Here is a 16,493-nt window from a genome sequence, read left to right as displayed (position 1 = left end):
GGATGCCCTTAATGTAATGATTACTCCACTACGGGAATGGTAAATTCCAAAAATTCGGAATTATCGTTTTCATCCTGTCCAGTATAAAACCTAAAATGGTACTCCCCAGTATACAACACTTGAAAATCAAATGAAGCAGTGACTTCCTGGATTACCTGTGTGCATGCCGTATCATCGGTCAGAACAGAACCAATAACAACCACTTCTCGGTCGGTTTGAGCCGTTCTGGCCACATCAAATCCTTCAAAAAATGTACAGCCGTTAGGTCTTACATAGGTGACCTCAATGCTGTAGGTTTCATTCAGTTCAAAGGATTCGGGGACGTTGGCATCTACAATGGACAAGGTAGTAAAACGAAAGTTTTGACCGTCATCCAAATCACAGGCATTGAACAGCCCCGCTGTTCCAATAAGCATGATAAGCATTATTGCCTTTCTCATCATAAAAATTTCCTTTTTTATTCCTAGATGAACAGCAATCATAAGGGTTGCGTAAGATTTGCAACCTTAAATCCAGTTATTTGCTGGGAGTGCTATGCACTTACCAAGGAAATGGCTTCCTTGATCTTGCTCTCCAGCTCCTCGGAAAGCTCCGGATTGTCTTGAAGCAATGCCTTTACAGCGTCCCTTCCCTGGCCTAATTTGGTATCTCCATAACTGAACCAGGAACCACTTTTCTTCACAATTTCATAGGCCACTCCGAGGTCTAGGATTTCCCCAATTTTCGAAATACCTTCTCCGTACATAATATCAAATTCCGCAGTCCTAAAGGGCGGTGCTACTTTGTTCTTTACCACTTTTACTCGGGTCTTGTTTCCTTGAACCCCACCGTCCGTATCCTTGATCTGGGTAGATCGACGAATATCCAACCTCACCGAAGCATAAAATTTAAGGGCATTACCCCCAGTGGTAGTTTCGGGATTCCCAAACATCACCCCAATTTTTTCACGAAGCTGGTTTATGAATACCACCGTACAATTGGTCTTGCTGATGGTTGAGGTCAACTTTCGCAATGCTTGCGACATCAATCGGGCGTGCAATCCCATTTTGGAGTCCCCCATTTCCCCTTCAATCTCACTTTTTGGGGTTAGGGCCGCAACGGAATCCACAATAACAATATCTATAGCGCCAGAACGAATCAGGTTGTCCGCAATTTCCAACGCTTGCTCCCCATGATCGGGTTGTGAAATGATCAGATTGTCAATATCCACTCCCAATTTTTGGGCATAAAAACGGTCAAAGGCATGTTCCGCATCTATAAAAGCGGCAATACCTCCATTTTTTTGCGCCTCGGCAATAGCGTGCAGTGTCAAGGTGGTTTTTCCTGAAGATTCAGGTCCATAAATCTCGATGACCCTGCCTCTTGGGTAACCGCCAACGCCCAAAGCAATGTCCAAACCTAGGGATCCAGAAGGAATTACATCCACATCTTCCACTACACTGTCCCCCAGTTTCATGACAGCACCTTTTCCATAGGTCTTGTCCAGTTTATCCAGGGTTAGTTTTAAGGCTTTTAACTTTGCTTCTTTCTCGTTGCTCATGGTATCAAATTATTTGGAAGGCTAAAAATACCATTTCTTTTGGCACGTAACAACAAGCCCACGCAACCTTTTTAAACAACCGTATCTACTCCATACTAACTCGTATTATCATAGCGGGCCCAACTAGGGCTCGTTGCCTTTGGGCAAAAGGGAAATTTTGCGCTATGAAAAAGGATTAATCGGTTGGGAGGGGTTTCTTTTTAAGAAACCCTTTTTCTTTTTTAGCCGATTGGATTTTATAACTTTGCCCCACTTTTAGACAATCTATTCTTTAATCCTAACTATTGGTATAGCATGCAACTGTACAATACATTAAGTGCAAAGGAAAGAGAACAACTTATTGAGGAGGCCGGCAAGGATCGGTTAACCATCTCTTTCTATAAATATGCACACATTGGAAATCCAGAAATTTTAAGGAACCACTTATTTATCGCTTGGAACGAAATGGACGTTCTGGGCAGAATCTATGTAGCCTACGAAGGGGTGAATGCCCAACTTTCCGTTCCCGCGGAGAATTTTGAGACTTTCAAAACTCATTTGGACAGCATTACCTTTCTGGAGAATGTTCGGTTGAACATTGCCGTGGAGCAGGACAACAAATCCTTCTTAAAACTCAAAGTTAAGGTGCGCAACAAAATTGTGGCGGATGGCTTGAACGATGACACTTTTGACGTCACCGACAAAGGGGTGCATGTTGGAGCTGAAAGATTCAACGAGCTTATTGAAGACCCCGACACCGTCCTTGTTGATATGCGCAACCACTACGAAAGTGAGATAGGCCATTTTAAAAATGCCGTTACTCCGGATGTGGACACATTTAGGGATTCTTTGGACATTATTGAAGAAGATTTGAAAGAACACAAAGAGGATAAAAAATTGGTGATGTACTGCACGGGGGGAATCCGTTGTGAAAAAGCTAGTGCCTACTACAAGCATAAAGGCTTTAAAAATGTGTTCCAATTAGAGGGTGGAATCATTGAGTACACCCGCCAGGTGAAGGCCGAAGGCCTGGAAAACAAATTCTTGGGCAAGAATTTTGTGTTTGATCACCGTAGGGGTGAGCGCATTTCTGAGGATGTCATTTCCAGCTGCCACCAATGCGGAAAACCTTGCGACACCCACGTAAACTGTGCCAACGAGGCCTGCCATTTGCTCTTTATCCAATGCGAGGACTGCGCCAAGGCCATGGACAACTGTTGCTCAACTGAATGCCAAGACGTTCATGCTTTACCTTATGAAGAACAAAAACGCTTACGTAAAGGCAAACATGCCAGCAACAAGATTTTTAAAAAGGGCCGCTCGGAAGTATTGAAGTATAAAAAGTGATTGTTAAATCATTTTGAGGAGCGAGTTTCGAGTGACGAGAAATCTGCACCTAAAGAACACTTAAATTTTTCTGGGTCACCACGAGTGATTCCAATATAATTGGAAGAATGCCTGCCCTCCGAATAGGAGGGTATTGAGAACAACTGTACGATGTCAGTTCGAGCCTGCCTTTGTCGGCAGACAGGCGCAGTCGAGAACCAATTCATTGGCTGATTTTGTAGACATCTCGACTGCTCCTTCGACTGGCTCAGGATGACAGCTCGATATGACCAACTTTTACAACACACCCCCAACCCCTCTCAAGAGGGGAGCTGTTTCAGAGCAATCGGACAAACTCCCTTCTAGAGAAGGGAAGATTTCGCAAGGCGAAATCAGGGAAGTGACATGTAAAAAAGAACCCCAGAAAGCAAGGCTTTCTGGGGTTAAGCATATTTCTTCTAAAAGTTTAGTACAACCTACTGGTTACAACTATCACCATTTATGTCCCATTGCTTGGTATTGACCAAAAAGTCCACAGCGGCATCCAATGATTCGTCTACATCTAAACAAAGTTCAAGGTTAAAAGCCCCTAAGGTAACATTACTTTGCAAAGCAGCGCCCAAACCTGCCCATCCAATCAATGTGTTTTCAAAGTTTTCTGGAGAAAGGTTTGTATGGTCCAACATACCGGTCATGTTTTCGACACTACTTATATCCCACCCGCCTAAGTCTTGGTCAAAATCTGCTGCATTGTAAAACATGTGGCTGGTTGACGTTGCCTCACCAAGAGTCCACCCGCTAATATCGGAGTTGAATGAAGTGGCTTCTCTAAACATCCAAGAGATATTACTGGCACCTTCCAATTGCCAGTCGTTAATATTTCCATTGAAAGAAGATGCCTTGTAAAACATTGAACCAAAATCCCAAACGTTTCGTACATCCCAACTGCTTATATCTCCGTTAAAGGAGATTGCTTCAGCAAACATACCCCTCATTTTTTCTATCTTGCTAACGTCCCAGGTGTTCAAATTTCCGTTAAAAGAATTTGTTTCACTGAACATCCCTGTCAAATCAGTTACATTAAATAAATCAGGAGCATCCGTTGCATTGTATTGCATATTTGAACAACCTCTAAATGCATTGGCAAAATCTTCCCATTGAACAGTTCCCCATTGTTCAATGCTTTTAACCTTTGTGGCATTGGGGTTGTTTTGCCATAATATCCGGGAAAACGCTCCATTGTCCAAACCTTCGGTATTAATGGATATGGTATAGGTATCTGGAACTGCATAGTTGTGTTGGGGCAGTGCTTGATCACCTGTAACCTCGTCAATAGTGCCATCTCCCCAATCCAAAATAAAGTGGTAATCTCCTCCTTCTGCAATACCTAGTGAAACGGGTTCATTGGCCTCGGTTGTCTCCAAAGTGAAGATAAAGGAGCTTTCCTCCAATCGGTAAGGGGCGTCAACCACATTCTGTACTTCAATTGTGATTACTCCTTGGTCGATGGCCGTACCATCGCTTACCTCTACGGTAATTTCATGAGTGGTTTGTGTCTCGTAGTCCAAACCTGCACCATCGCCCAAAAACAATTCTCCGTTGTTGTTAACTACAAACATGTCATTGTCATTTACCGTGATTTCAAAAGTAAGATCGTCTCCGTCAGGATTTTCAAAGTCTAATGCTCCAATGGCGTCTGTCCCAGAGAAATCTTCATAGACCTCAAATGCTTGATCCGCAATTTCAGGCGCTTGATTTACGCTGATCACATTTATGGTTATAGTTGCAGTAGTGGTTTCAGTACCGTCAAAAACGCTAATTACAATTTCGTGGGAAGTGGCCGTGGCATAGTCCAAACTTTGCCCATTTGCAACTCTTAATTCGCCTCGGTCAGAAATAACAAAAAGGTCATTGTCATTGGTTACAATGGCAAATGACAGGGCGTCCGCATCAGCATCCGATGCCTGAATGATTGTAATTATGTCAACCGGGGAGCTGTCTTCTTGGGCGTCATACTCCAAAACTGTTATTTGAGGGGGTCGGTTTTCCTGTACTTTGTCTTTTTCACAAGATGATAAAAAGATCATGCCCAATACCATAATTGTAAATAGGGTTTTCAGTTTCATAATTTTTGGGTTTAAAAGTTAAAGGCCCAAAAATGTCTCCTATTTTCTATTCTTAGCAGGCTCAACTAACGGATGCTGGGTTTGAGTTGATGGATGCTGGTTTTGGCTTGACGGATTTTTTGCCAGCCGAGCAGAAAATGGCCAGCTTTAACCATGGGATTCAGACTGCCAATAATCATTTGTGTTTGTAACTATTTTTTAGTTACAAAATTTATTATACCTTTACAATGAGTAGAATCGATAAACTAATAGAGAAATTTAAAAGTGTACCAAAAGATTTTACTTGGGAAGAATTGATTAAAATTCTTGCACATTTTGGATATCACGAGATTAGAAAGAAAGGAAAAACAGGAGGATCTCGGATGAAATTTAGCAATGGTGACAAAGAAATCATCAACTTGCACAAGCCCCATCCGGGGAACATTGTAAAACAATATGCTATAAGGCAAGTACTAGAAAAACTGAATCTATAGGTATGGGAAGTTTTTTAGAATACAAAGATTATATAGGCTCCGTAGAATTTAGTGCCGAAGACAATGTTCTGTATGGCAAAGTGTTGGGCATAAACGATTTGGTAAACTTTGAGGCAACTTCCGTTGATGAGCTTAGAGAGGCCTTTAAAGATGCCGTCAATGATTATTTGACTACCTGTGAGGAATTGGATAAAGAACCCAATAAATTTTTTAAAGGGGTGTTTAATGTCCGAACAGGATCAGACCGCCACCGAGAGCTTGCGCTTATAGCAGGTAAAAGAAACATAAAGCTAAATGAGGTGGTAAATGTTTCCTTTGAATATTTAATAAAGCATGAAGAGGAAGTTTTTGGCAAAGCCCAATAGCAGATGGCATAGAAGCACCATTTCTCCACTGCCCAATTTATGCTATCTTTACCTCAAGATTTTTTATGAACCCTATTTGGGGGGCAAAAAAAACCTTGAAACTAGTTCAATGTCACATCGAGCCTGCCTTTGTCGGCAGACATGGCGCTCGAACTGACAGGGGTTTTTGAGCACTCCAAACCAAGATATTAAATATGGGATGTAGCAGTTGTTCAACCGGCAAGGATGGACAACCGCGGGGTTGCAAGAACAATGGTACTTGCGGCACAGATGGTTGTAACAAGCTTACAGTCTTTGACTGGCTTTCCAATATGTCGCTGCCCAACGGTCAAAAACCTTTTGATTGCGTTGAGGTACGATTCAAGAACAGTAGAAAGGAATTCTTTAGAAATGTGGACAGCATTCCGTTGTCCATTGGCGATGTTGTGGCTACTCAGTCCAAGAGTGGACATGATGTGGGGATTGTGACTTTGACAGGCGAATTGGTCAAGGTACAAATGCGAAAGAAAAAAGTAGATCAAGACGACAAGGCCCTCCCTAAAATTTACAGAAAGGCATCGCAACGCGATATTGATATTTGGCAAAAGAGCAGGAGTAAAGAAGCTGAAATCCAAAAGCGTTCACGTGAAATAGCCATTTCCTTAAAGTTGGAGATGAAACTGAGTGATGTGGAGTTCCAAGGCGACGGCTCCAAAGCAACTTTTTATTATACAGCAGAGGAGCGGGTGGATTTCCGCCAGCTGATCAAGGACATGGCCAAAGCCTTTGGTATCCGGATTGAGATGAGGCAAATCGGTTACCGCCAAGAAGCCCAACGTTTGGGTGGGATTGGATCCTGTGGTCGCGAACTTTGTTGTTCCACCTGGCTAACCGATTTTAGGTCGGTAAGCACGGCTTCTGCAAGATACCAACAATTGGCATTGAATCCCCAAAAATTGGCAGGGCAATGCGGCAAGCTCAAATGCTGCCTCAACTATGAACTGGACATGTATCTAGAGGCCCTGAAGGATTTCCCTTCACAGGACAGCAAGCTCCAGACTAAAAAAGGAGTGGCCTTCTGCCAAAAAGCCGATATTTTTAAGCAGACCCTGTGGTTTTCCTATAGGGATGACCCGGCCACCTGGCATGCCCTGGACAAAGACCATGTACTGGAAATCTTGGAACTGAACAAGAAAAATGAAAAGATAGACAGCTTGGAAGAATATGCGCAGGACAATGTAAGCGATGAAAAAATGGCTTTTGAAAATGTGGTGGGTCAAGACAGCCTTACCCGTTTTGATAGACCCAAGCGAAAGAAACGCAACAAAAAAAGAAGAAAAAACAAACCAAAATCTTCTTCCAATGCACAATAAAATTTGCTATGCCTTGGTTTTATTCCTAGTCTTGGTATCGTGTAACAGCAATCTGGTATTTTCCGATTTTGAACCCATGTCCAATGGCAAATGGCAAATGGATCAGCTGGTGAACTTTGAGTTTTCAGAACTGGATTCGGTGCAAGGCCATAACATGTTCATCATTATAAGAAACGATAACACCTACCCGTTCAGCAACCTCTTTTTAATTACGGAGCTGGAGTTTCCCAATGGGCAGACCCAAAAGGATACCCTGGAATACAAAATGGCGGAACCCTCCGGGGAATGGTTGGGAAAAGGTTTGGGCAGCATCAAAGAAAATAAGCTTTGGTTTAAGGAAAACATCGTTTTTCCAGATTCTGGCGTATATAAATTGAGCGTGGCGCATGCTATGCGCAAAAATGGCGAGGTAGATGGTCTTTTCATTTTGGAGGGCATTACCGATGTAGGTTTGGAAATTGAAAAAAGCACCCAATAAAGCAATGGCAAAAGCTAAGCAGAAGAAGTCGCAGAGCTTTCTTCCTTTCATCAAATGGTTTTGGATTCTTTTCGGAGTCGGGATTTTCTCGGCGGCACTGATTTTTTTATTGGCATCTTGGGGTGCCTTTGGTGAAATGCCCACTTTTGAGCATTTGGAAAATCCAAGCACCAATTTGGCTACTGAAATCATCTCTTCCGATGGCAAAACACTTGGAAAATTCTATCTTGAGGATAACCGAACCGATGTCTCTTACAATGAATTGCCCCAAAATTTAATAGATGCTTTAATAGCCAGCGAAGACATTCGGTATTACAATCATGCGGGAATCGATGCCCGAGGTACATTGAGAGCCTTTGTTTTTTTGGGGAGACGTGGAGGAGCCAGTACCATTACCCAACAGTTGGCCAGACAACTTTTTGTAGGAGTTAGTTCTCAAAACATTATTGAGCGTATTCAACAAAAGGCCATGGAGTGGGTAATTGCTACCCGTTTGGAGCGCAGCTATACCAAGGAGGAAATCATAAGCATGTACTTGAACATTTATGATTTTGGCAACAATGCAGATGGAATTCGATCCGCAGCAAGAATTTATTTTGGAAAAGAACCCAGCAACCTGAAAATTGAGGAATCTGCAATGTTGGTCGGCATGCTTCAGAACTCATCCCTGTTCAATCCTCTTCGGCGAGAGGAACTTACCAAGAACAAAAGGGACATGGTTTTGGGCCAATTGGCAAAGAATGACTACATCAGTGAAGCAGAAAAAGACTCACTACAAGCTTTGGAGATAGATTTGAACTATAATCCCGAATCCCATCGAGAAGGATTGGCCACCTATTTTAGAATGTACATGCAACGGAATTGGTTAAAGAAATGGGTGAAGGAAAATCCCAAACCCGATGGTGAGAAATACAACATCTATTTGGATGGATTAAAAATCTATACCACCATTGATTCCAGAATGCAGAAAAATGCGGAAGAGGCTGTGGAGATGCATATGAAAAATCTACAGGCCGAGTTCTTTCATCAAAATACGCCCAAAAGAAACCCAACAGCACCTTTTTTGGATATTACCAATGGAGCTATAGATACCATTATGCGGAGCGCCATGAGGCGTTCTGACCGTTGGCGTATCATGTCCGGTCAGGGTAAGAGCGCTGAAGAAATTGAAAAATCTTTCCATGAAAAAACGGAAATGAATGTTTTCGATTGGAACAGTGACTCCTATGAGAAAGACACCATAATGACTCCCATGGATTCCATTCGATACTATAAAACATTCCTAAGGACGGCTATGATGTCCATGGAACCACAGACAGGCCATGTGAAAGCTTGGGTTGGGGGTGTGGATTACAAACATTTTCAGTACGACAATGTGATTCAAGGTGCGCGTCAGGCGGGGTCTACGTTTAAGCCCTTTGTTTATGCAGCTGCTATTGATCAGCTTCGCTATTCACCCTGCGATTCACTACCAGACAACCAATATTGCATAGAGCCATTGAAACATGGAAATATGGAGGCCTGGTGCCCCAAAAACTCCGATGGAAAGTACTCAGGGAAAAACAGGACCCTAAAAAATGCACTGGCCAACTCAATAAACACGGTAACGGCCCAATTGATAGACCAAGTGGGACCTGCATCGGTGGTCAATATTGCCAAAAATATGGGCTTGGGCGATAATATTCCAGAGGTGCCATCCATTGCCTTGGGAACACATGATTTTGGGGTTTACGATATGGTTGGAGCTTATGGAACATTTGCCAACCAAGGAGTATATGTAAAACCGGTTATGGTTACACGGATTGAGGACAAGAATGGAACAGTGCTGTACGAGTATGTACCAGAAACAAAAGATGTTTTGAGCAAGGATGTGGCCTATGCCATGGTAAATTTAATGGAGGGAGTGACCCAGGGAGGCTCAGGGACAAGATTGAGACATACTTCTGCAAAAGAAAATCAGGTTTATAAAGATGTAGTTACAGGTTATCCGTACCAGCTTACAAACCCTATTGCAGGGAAAACCGGAACTACTCAAAACCAAAGCGATGGTTGGTTTATGGGGATGGTCCCCAATTTGGTCACCGGTGTCTGGGTAGGTGGGGATGACCGCTCAATTCACTTTAAGCGTCTAGCCTACGGCCAAGGGGCGTCCATGGCGTTGCCTATTTGGGCTTTGTACATGAAGAAGAACTATGAAAACGAAGAGTTGGGGGTGTCAATAGAGCCATTCGAAGAGCCAGAGGATTTGTCCATTAATGTAGACTGTACCAAAGTGTTGGAGGAATTCAAGGAAGAAACGGATACCGAAGACGATTTGGACGAGGATATAGGTTTTTAGGCCAAAGGAAAAAACACTGAAAAATGAGCTCCATGTGAAGATACTTCCTTGGGGCTTTTTTATTAAAATCGTAATTTCAGTGCCAAGAAAATTAGAAATCCATGATCAAGAAAACTGTAGCAAATGTGGAGCAAGCCCTTGATGGGGTATCGGATGGAATGACCTTTATGCTAGGAGGGTTTGGACTCTGCGGAATTCCAGAAAATGCCATTGGGCAGCTAGTGAAGTTGGGGGTCAAGGATATTACCTGTATCTCCAATAATGCTGGGGTCGACGATTTTGGTCTGGGACTTTTACTACAACAGCATCAAATCAAAAAAATGATCTCTTCTTATGTGGGCGAAAACGACGAATTTGAACGCCAGATGCTTAGTGGGGAACTTGAAGTGGAGTTGACGCCCCAGGGTACTTTAGCAGAGAAATGTAGGGCCGCGCAGGCTGGATTCCCGGCATTTTACACCCCAGCGGGTTATGGAACCGAGGTTGCTGAAGGAAAGGAAACTAGGGAATTTGATGGCAAGATGTATGTCTTGGAACCCGCATACAAAGCAGATTATGCCTTTGTAAAAGCATGGAAAGGGGATGAAGCAGGTAATCTGATTTTCAAGGGGACGGCAAGAAATTTTAATCCTTGTATGTGTGGTGCTGCCAAGATAACGGTGGCGGAAGTGGAAGAGTTGGTTCCTGCGGGAAGTCTGGACCCCAACACAATTCATATCCCAGGAATTTTTGTGCAGCGCATTTTTCAAGGGGAGCATTACGAGAAAAGGATAGAGCAGCGAACAGTTCGAAATAGGGATTGATATGAAAATGAGCTAATGTGAGGATGGCCTAATGAGTTTGTGAGAATGAAGGAGAACGTTGTTGTGGTAAAATCTACGGAATTAGCTTTAGAGATTATTTCCTTTTGTGAAGTTCTGGAGGCGAAAAGGAAGTTTGTTGTGGGCAAGCAGCTATTAAGATCAGGAACAAGTGTAGGGGCGAATATTCGTGAAGCGCAACATGCAGAAAGCAGAGCGGACTTCATCCATAAACTAAAAATAGCCGCCAAAGAGCTGGAAGAAACCAAATATTGGCTGGAACTCTGTGAAAAGGCGCCATCGTATCCGTCAATGTCTAAACTAGGGCCACTGACCAAGGAATTAGGATTGATTTTAGGTAAAATTGTAAGTACAAGTAAAAGAAATTCAAAAAAATAGGGAATTGGCACATTGTCAAATCAAACAATTAGCACATTAAAATGTTGGATAAAAACGGAATTGCAAAACGGATTGCAAAAGAGGTAAAGGACGGATATTATGTGAACCTAGGCATAGGAATACCCACTTTGGTGGCCAATTTTGTAAGAGAGGATATAAGTGTGGAATTTCAGAGCGAAAATGGGGTGTTGGGCATGGGTCCATTCCCGTTTGAAGGCGAAGAAGACGCCGATATCATAAATGCTGGAAAACAGACCATAACCACCCTACCCGGAGCTTCTTTTTTTGACTCTGCCTTGAGCTTTGGAATGATTCGGGGGCAACATGTGGACTTGACTATTCTAGGAGCGATGGAGGTAGCAGAGAATGGTGATATCGCTAACTGGAAGATTCCGGGCAAGATGGTAAAGGGGATGGGTGGCGCAATGGATCTTGTAGCCTCAGCGGAGAATATCATCGTGGCCATGATGCATACCAACAAGGCAGGAAAGTCCAAATTGCTGAAGAAATGCACACTTCCGTTGACCGGAGTGGGCTGTGTTAAAAAGATAGTGACCAATTTGGCGGTAATAGAGGTGACCCAGGATGGGTTTAGACTATTGGAAAGGGCTCCGGGAGTATCTGTAGAGGAAGTGGTAAGAGCTACAGAAGGTAAACTAAGAGTAGAAGGGGAGATTCCCGAGATGGAAATATAGTCTCTATACCAATCAGTTTGTTTACAACAATATACTGTAGCTTCACAACATTTTTTTTATTTCATTTTTCTTTAGCTGTATTTTGGTAGTGTTGAATATTTTTCCCAAATTAACCACCCTTAAAATCAACACCATGGCACCCAAATTTTTCCGCTCCTCAGTAGAGGACAACGTTCAAGTTTACAGAAACGATTTTTTCACAGGATTTATGTTATTGATCAAGAAGCTTTTTATGCTTTAAGATTCATAAAATGAAAAGACGTAAGAGCCAACAAAATTGTTAGGCTCTTTTTTTATTCCATAATTTAGAGGGATGAATCAACCCTCCAATCATTTAAGTTTTCGCGAATGCACTTTGTCGGATTTGGATACCTTAATCCAAATATCCAAAGACACTTTTATTGCAGCATTTGAAGCAGAAAATGAACCGGAAGATTTCAGGGAGTATATAGAATCAGCGTTTAGCAAAGAACAACTGCAAAAGGAGCTATTGAACCAACATTCCCAATTCTTTTTTGTATTTGAAAATGTGGATTTGGTGGGCTACTTCAAGGTGAACAAAGACCAGGCGCAAACAGATGTCAAAGACAAAGATTCACTGGAATTGGAACGCATATATGTTGTTGGCCATCACCAAGGGAAGGGCATAGGGGCATGGATGCTCCAACAGGTCATCGATTTAGCCAAAGACAACGGTATGGATTATGTTTGGTTGGGGGTTTGGGAACATAACCCGGGAGCCATAAGATTCTACCAAAAGTATGGGTTCACCAAGTTTGGCACCCATCCCTACTACATTGGCGACGACCAACAAACAGATTGGTTGCTACGGTTAATGCTTTAATAAGGCATCCAAAAACATGATGTCTCCTTCCGACTGTAATCTCCGTGCCACGGAATTTTCTAAGGCAGCGTGGATGAGTAGGGCCAAAGCCATGGAGTTGCCCTCGGTTAAACTATTGGTTCTATAGACCAAATCCCTTACCGTGGAATAACTGATACCGCACCCTGCAGCAATATTGGCCAAATTGTCCTTGTTCAGGTTTCTTCGCAAAATTGTGGAGAGTTCCTCTCCAATGGGTTTACCAAAATCTGATTTGGTAAACATTTCTTCACTTTTGATTCGTAGGTCTGAAGATTTGAGCGTGCCCATACATGTAAATTGTTAAGTTAAACTTGTATTAAATGAAATAATTCCCTTTTTCTATATTTGATCGTAAGGGAAGTACAAAGGTGAAGTTGAGAATTACGCATTTTTATGGGTATGCGTAAAAATATTACACAAGATAGTGATTTTATGCACATAATAAAAGAATTAAGGCGAAAAAAAGGAATAAGTCAAACTGAATTTGCCCATGCCATTGGTGTTAGCCTGCGAACCGTACAGCTTTATGAAAGAAGGGATGCCAATATTCCAAATAAGAATTTAAAAAAAATTGCCCAATTTTTTGAAATGACCATCCCCGAACTGGTCATTCATGAATTCCATGACCCCAACGATACCTATGGAAAAAAGAAGCCCTACACCAAAAAGGGTAGTGTGTTCTATCCTTTGGAGCACGGAAAACTATTGGTAATGTCCCCTTTGGTACTCATGGAGCAACAAAAGGAATATATAACCCGGGTAAAAACCGGTCTTGTTTCGCAAAATGCCTTCCAAACCGGGTTTGTGATGGATTCCATTGACGATGAACTTCATATGGCTTTTGAGATAACAGGGGATTCCATGTTTGATGGAACCATAGATTCCATTCCCAACAAATCCATTGTCTTGGGGGTAGAGCTGGACGTCAAGGAGTTTGCTTTGGAAAACACCGGCTTATTAAACAAATCCTACGTTTTGGTTTGCAAAGACCGCATTATCTGTAAGCAGATCACCAACTATAATACAGAAAAAGATGTTTACCAATGCAGCAATCTAAACATGGCTCCGGAATTTCAGGATTTTGAGCTGTTGGGTAAAGATGTTCTGCAAATCTTTCGGATTGCCAGGAGACAGCTATAATCGCTTAGATTCGATGTAGGATTTCTACCGCTTGATCTAGGATATCCTCGGTTTTCCCAAAACAAAACCGTAAGAACTTTTCATTATATTCTGATCCGCAAAAAACGGAAATGGGAATACTTGCCAATTGATATTCCTTGATGAGGCGTTCAGCAAAATCCGTGTCTTTCTCATCCGTAATTTTACCATAATGCAACAACTGAAAGTAGGTTCCGGCAGAAGGTACAGCTTCAAACCTTGAACCTTGGATGGCATTTAGAAAATGATCTCGCTTCTTTTGATAAAAATTCCCTAGCTCAAGATAATGTTCAGGTGATTGCAGGTATTCGTTCAATGCAATTTGAAGTGCGTGGTTTACCGAAAAAACATTGTACTGGTGAACTTTATGGAACTCTTGCATCAAAGCTTTGGGCGCCACACAATATCCAATTTTCCAGCCCGTAACATGGAAGGTCTTTCCAAAAGAGGAACAAATGATGCTTCGGGAGGCCAAATCTGAAAATTTGGAAACACTATGATGTTGTTCCCCATCAAATGTAATATGTTCATAAACCTCATCACTCAACAAAATTATGTCGGTATCCTTAAGGACCTCCTGCAGTTGTAGCATATCGGATTCCGACCAAAGGGTACCCGTGGGATTATGGGGCGTATTAATAATCATCATTCGGGTTTTGGGAGAAATCGCTTTTTTAAGAGCGTCCCAATCTACCTTAAAGGATGACCCTATCAATGGAATGGGAACCACAATGCCACCAAAAAGTTCAATGGCGGGTTCATAGCAATCATAAGCGGGCCGAAGCACAATAACTTCATCTTCGGGCTTGATAAATGCGGCAATGCTGGTGAAAATGGCCTCGGTTGCCCCTGCAGTAATAGTAACTTCAGATTCAGGATGATAAAATGTGCCATACAGGCTTTCTGTTTTTTCTGAAATGGTTTCCCGCAGACTTAAGACCCCTTGCATAGGGGCATACTGATTGAAATCGTCTAGGTGGGCCTTATTTACCAACTGCAGCAATTTGAAATCCGGTGAGAAATTGGGAAACCCCTGGGATAGGTTGATGGCGTTATGTTCCTTGGCCAACTGGCCAATGACCGTGAAAATAGTAGTGCCTAAATTGGGCAGTTTAGAGTTGATGTTAATCACTGGCGGTTTGTTTTCTTAGTGATACAATTACTTTGTCCAAACAACTTTCAAGTTCTTTTTTGACTTCGCTTTCCCAAAATCGAAATACAGTGTATCCCATTTCCTCCAATGCTTCGTTGACCTCCTGGTCGCGTTGTATGTTTCGCTCTATTTTGGGAATCCAAAATTCTTTGTTGGTTTTGATTTTGAGTTTGCGCTCTTCCCAATTGTGTCCATGCCAAAATTCCCCATCAATAAATATGGCTGTCCGATACTTTTTAAGCACAATGTCCGGCTTTCCAATTAACTTTTTATAATCTATCCGATAACGGTAGCCAGCGGCCCACAAGGCTTTTCTAAAAGCCAACTCCGGTTTGGTGTTTTTACCACGGATCTTGCCCATGATCTTTGAACGTTCCGGGGTAGTATAAAATCCGGATTCTTCGTTGAATCGAGGAACTTTTATGCGCTCTTTGGGATAGTTTTTGGGCATGTTTCAAGATAGCAAAAAGGGAAGCTTTAATTTCATTCCGATGGGATTTCTTATGTGGATTATTTCAGAATTTCCAGTTTATAACCAACCCCGTGTACATTGATCAGATTGATATGAACCTCGTCTTTGAACTTCTTTCTGAGTTTGGAGATGAAAGTGTCCAAACTTCGGCCCACAAATACGCCCTTATTTTCCCAAACATCCTTAAGTAATTGATCACGGCTAACCACTTGGTTGATGTTTTCGGCAAAAATTTTAAGTAAGTCCGTTTCCTTAGCAGTTAACTTGATATCTACACCATCCTTGACCAGCTTGTTCTGATCTTTATAGAAAGCATAGTTGCCAATAGGTATATATGACAATACGTCTTGGGACCCATTCGCGTCCTTACGCTTTACCAAGAAAAACAGACCTATTCCTAGAGTTCCAAATACCGCCAGGGTATACCATGGTGCACTCAATTTGGATTCTTTGGCATCTGTGGGTTTGGGAAAAATCACGTTGATGGAATAGCAATTCTTGGGAAGATTTCTGCCCAAACAGGGGACAATGTTTCGTTCTTCATTATCCGATATCGCATAGCTATAGTTCACTTCGTGCTGTTGGCAGTCCACGACTTCCACCAGATAGTCACTGGGTAAATTCATGGCCTTAAAATTTCGCGCTACCGATGCCACTAAGCTATCCGGAACTATAGGTAACTCCATTTCAAAAGTCAGCTGAAAACTTTGCGGCCCATTTTGCACTACTGGCAAAACCAAAGAGCTGGAATCACGGCTTTGCAACAACAGAGTGTTTCCTGTATTTCTAAGCGCAATTTTTACTCTGTTTGAAAAAGTTTCATCTTGGCCTTTGGGCGCCTTTTTGATCACCGAAAAAGAAAGTGCAAACACGAACAGAGCGCTATATATATAGAGTACAACTTTCATTTCTGATGGATTTTTGTCAATTTAAAAAATTGCAATTTTTTACACTTCATTTACATTTTATTCACC

18 protein-coding genes are annotated in these 16,493 nt (G+C 42.2%); 11 read left to right on the top strand and 7 right to left on the bottom strand.

The window, feature by feature from the left end; all coding sequences use genetic code 11:
• Nucleotides 1–20: 20 nt before the first annotated feature.
• A complete protein-coding gene (locus FGG15_RS12470) occupies nt 21–443 on the bottom strand; it encodes a hypothetical protein (protein ID WP_237561816.1) in 423 nt (140 codons plus the stop codon).
• An 89-nt stretch (nt 444–532) separates the two neighbouring features.
• Nucleotides 533–1,540 (bottom strand): recombinase RecA, encoded by a 1,008-nt coding sequence (recA, locus tag FGG15_RS12465; protein ID WP_138836704.1) that lies wholly within the window; start codon nt 1,538–1,540, stop codon nt 533–535.
• A 294-nt stretch (nt 1,541–1,834) separates the two neighbouring features.
• On the opposite strand from recA, the gene trhO reads away from it, so the two are divergent.
• A complete protein-coding gene (gene trhO, locus FGG15_RS12460) occupies nt 1,835–2,866 on the top strand; it encodes an oxygen-dependent tRNA uridine(34) hydroxylase TrhO (protein ID WP_138836702.1) in 1,032 nt (343 codons plus the stop codon).
• A 455-nt stretch (nt 2,867–3,321) separates the two neighbouring features.
• Here the strand turns inward: trhO and FGG15_RS12455 are convergent, their stop codons facing one another.
• Entirely contained in the window at nt 3,322–4,971 is a 1,650-nt protein-coding gene (locus FGG15_RS12455; RefSeq protein ID WP_138836700.1) for a BspA family leucine-rich repeat surface protein, read from the bottom strand.
• A 227-nt stretch (nt 4,972–5,198) separates the two neighbouring features.
• Between FGG15_RS12455 and FGG15_RS12450 the strand changes: the two genes are divergently transcribed.
• The 9 genes from FGG15_RS12450 (at nt 5,199) to FGG15_RS12410 (ending at nt 12,715) form a co-directional block, all read left to right on the top strand.
• Nucleotides 5,199–5,444 (top strand): type II toxin-antitoxin system HicA family toxin, encoded by a 246-nt coding sequence (locus FGG15_RS12450; protein ID WP_138836698.1) that lies wholly within the window; start codon nt 5,199–5,201, stop codon nt 5,442–5,444.
• 2 nt (nt 5,445–5,446) lie between these two features.
• A complete protein-coding gene (locus FGG15_RS12445; protein WP_138836696.1) occupies nt 5,447–5,809 on the top strand; it encodes a type II toxin-antitoxin system HicB family antitoxin in 363 nt (120 codons plus the stop codon).
• A 194-nt stretch (nt 5,810–6,003) separates the two neighbouring features.
• Nucleotides 6,004–7,161: a PSP1 domain-containing protein gene (locus FGG15_RS12440; RefSeq protein WP_138836694.1), complete on the top strand. Its 1,158-nt coding sequence runs from the start codon at nt 6,004–6,006 to the stop codon at nt 7,159–7,161.
• A complete protein-coding gene (locus tag FGG15_RS12435; protein WP_138836692.1) occupies nt 7,151–7,639 on the top strand; it encodes a gliding motility lipoprotein GldH in 489 nt (162 codons plus the stop codon). Before FGG15_RS12440 ends, FGG15_RS12435 begins: the two co-directional genes overlap by 11 nt.
• Before the next feature lie 4 nt (nt 7,640–7,643).
• On the top strand, nt 7,644–9,977 hold the full coding sequence (locus FGG15_RS12430; protein WP_138836690.1) for a penicillin-binding protein 1A: 2,334 nt from the start codon (nt 7,644–7,646) through the stop codon (nt 9,975–9,977).
• 101 nt (nt 9,978–10,078) lie between these two features.
• The gene (locus FGG15_RS12425; RefSeq protein ID WP_138836688.1) at nt 10,079–10,780 is read left to right on the top strand and encodes a CoA transferase subunit A; all 702 of its coding nucleotides are present in this window, start codon (nt 10,079–10,081) and stop codon (nt 10,778–10,780) included.
• A 45-nt stretch (nt 10,781–10,825) separates the two neighbouring features.
• The gene (locus FGG15_RS12420; RefSeq protein WP_202619555.1) at nt 10,826–11,176 is read left to right on the top strand and encodes a four helix bundle protein; all 351 of its coding nucleotides are present in this window, start codon (nt 10,826–10,828) and stop codon (nt 11,174–11,176) included.
• A 41-nt stretch (nt 11,177–11,217) separates the two neighbouring features.
• Nucleotides 11,218–11,871 (top strand): CoA transferase subunit B, encoded by a 654-nt coding sequence (locus FGG15_RS12415; protein WP_138836684.1) that lies wholly within the window; start codon nt 11,218–11,220, stop codon nt 11,869–11,871.
• A 313-nt stretch (nt 11,872–12,184) separates the two neighbouring features.
• A complete protein-coding gene (locus FGG15_RS12410) occupies nt 12,185–12,715 on the top strand; it encodes a GNAT family N-acetyltransferase (protein WP_138836682.1) in 531 nt (176 codons plus the stop codon).
• Here the strand turns inward: FGG15_RS12410 and FGG15_RS12405 are convergent.
• Nucleotides 12,704–13,024, bottom strand: coding sequence for a hypothetical protein (locus FGG15_RS12405; RefSeq protein ID WP_138836680.1), 321 nt, complete (start codon nt 13,022–13,024; stop codon nt 12,704–12,706). The two genes, FGG15_RS12410 and FGG15_RS12405, sit on opposite strands and share 12 nt — an antisense overlap.
• Nucleotides 13,025–13,168: 144 nt before the next feature.
• On the opposite strand from FGG15_RS12405, the gene FGG15_RS12400 reads away from it, so the two are divergent.
• On the top strand, nt 13,169–13,876 hold the full coding sequence (locus FGG15_RS12400; RefSeq protein WP_161991963.1) for a helix-turn-helix domain-containing protein: 708 nt from the start codon (nt 13,169–13,171) through the stop codon (nt 13,874–13,876).
• A 4-nt stretch (nt 13,877–13,880) separates the two neighbouring features.
• Here FGG15_RS12400 and FGG15_RS12395 read toward each other — a convergent pair whose 3' ends face one another.
• The 3 genes from FGG15_RS12395 to FGG15_RS12385 are packed head-to-tail and all read right to left on the bottom strand — an operon-like array spanning nt 13,881 to nt 16,427.
• A complete protein-coding gene (locus tag FGG15_RS12395) occupies nt 13,881–15,026 on the bottom strand; it encodes a methionine aminotransferase (protein WP_313790989.1) in 1,146 nt (381 codons plus the stop codon).
• On the bottom strand, nt 15,019–15,498 hold the full coding sequence (locus FGG15_RS12390) for a very short patch repair endonuclease (RefSeq protein ID WP_138836676.1): 480 nt from the start codon (nt 15,496–15,498) through the stop codon (nt 15,019–15,021). The genes FGG15_RS12395 and FGG15_RS12390 overlap by 8 nt, the downstream gene beginning before the upstream one ends.
• 59 nt (nt 15,499–15,557) lie before the next feature.
• Nucleotides 15,558–16,427: a winged helix-turn-helix domain-containing protein gene (locus tag FGG15_RS12385; protein WP_138836674.1), complete on the bottom strand. Its 870-nt coding sequence runs from the start codon at nt 16,425–16,427 to the stop codon at nt 15,558–15,560.
• Between the last annotated feature and the right edge of the window lie 66 nt (nt 16,428–16,493).

Origin of the sequence: Flagellimonas algicola (assembly GCF_005937185.1) — a bacterium.
Classification (GTDB): domain Bacteria; phylum Bacteroidota; class Bacteroidia; order Flavobacteriales; family Flavobacteriaceae; genus Flagellimonas; species Flagellimonas algicola.
The sequence above is the reverse complement of the archived record's forward strand: the minus strand, read 5'-3'. Positions and strand labels throughout refer to the sequence as shown.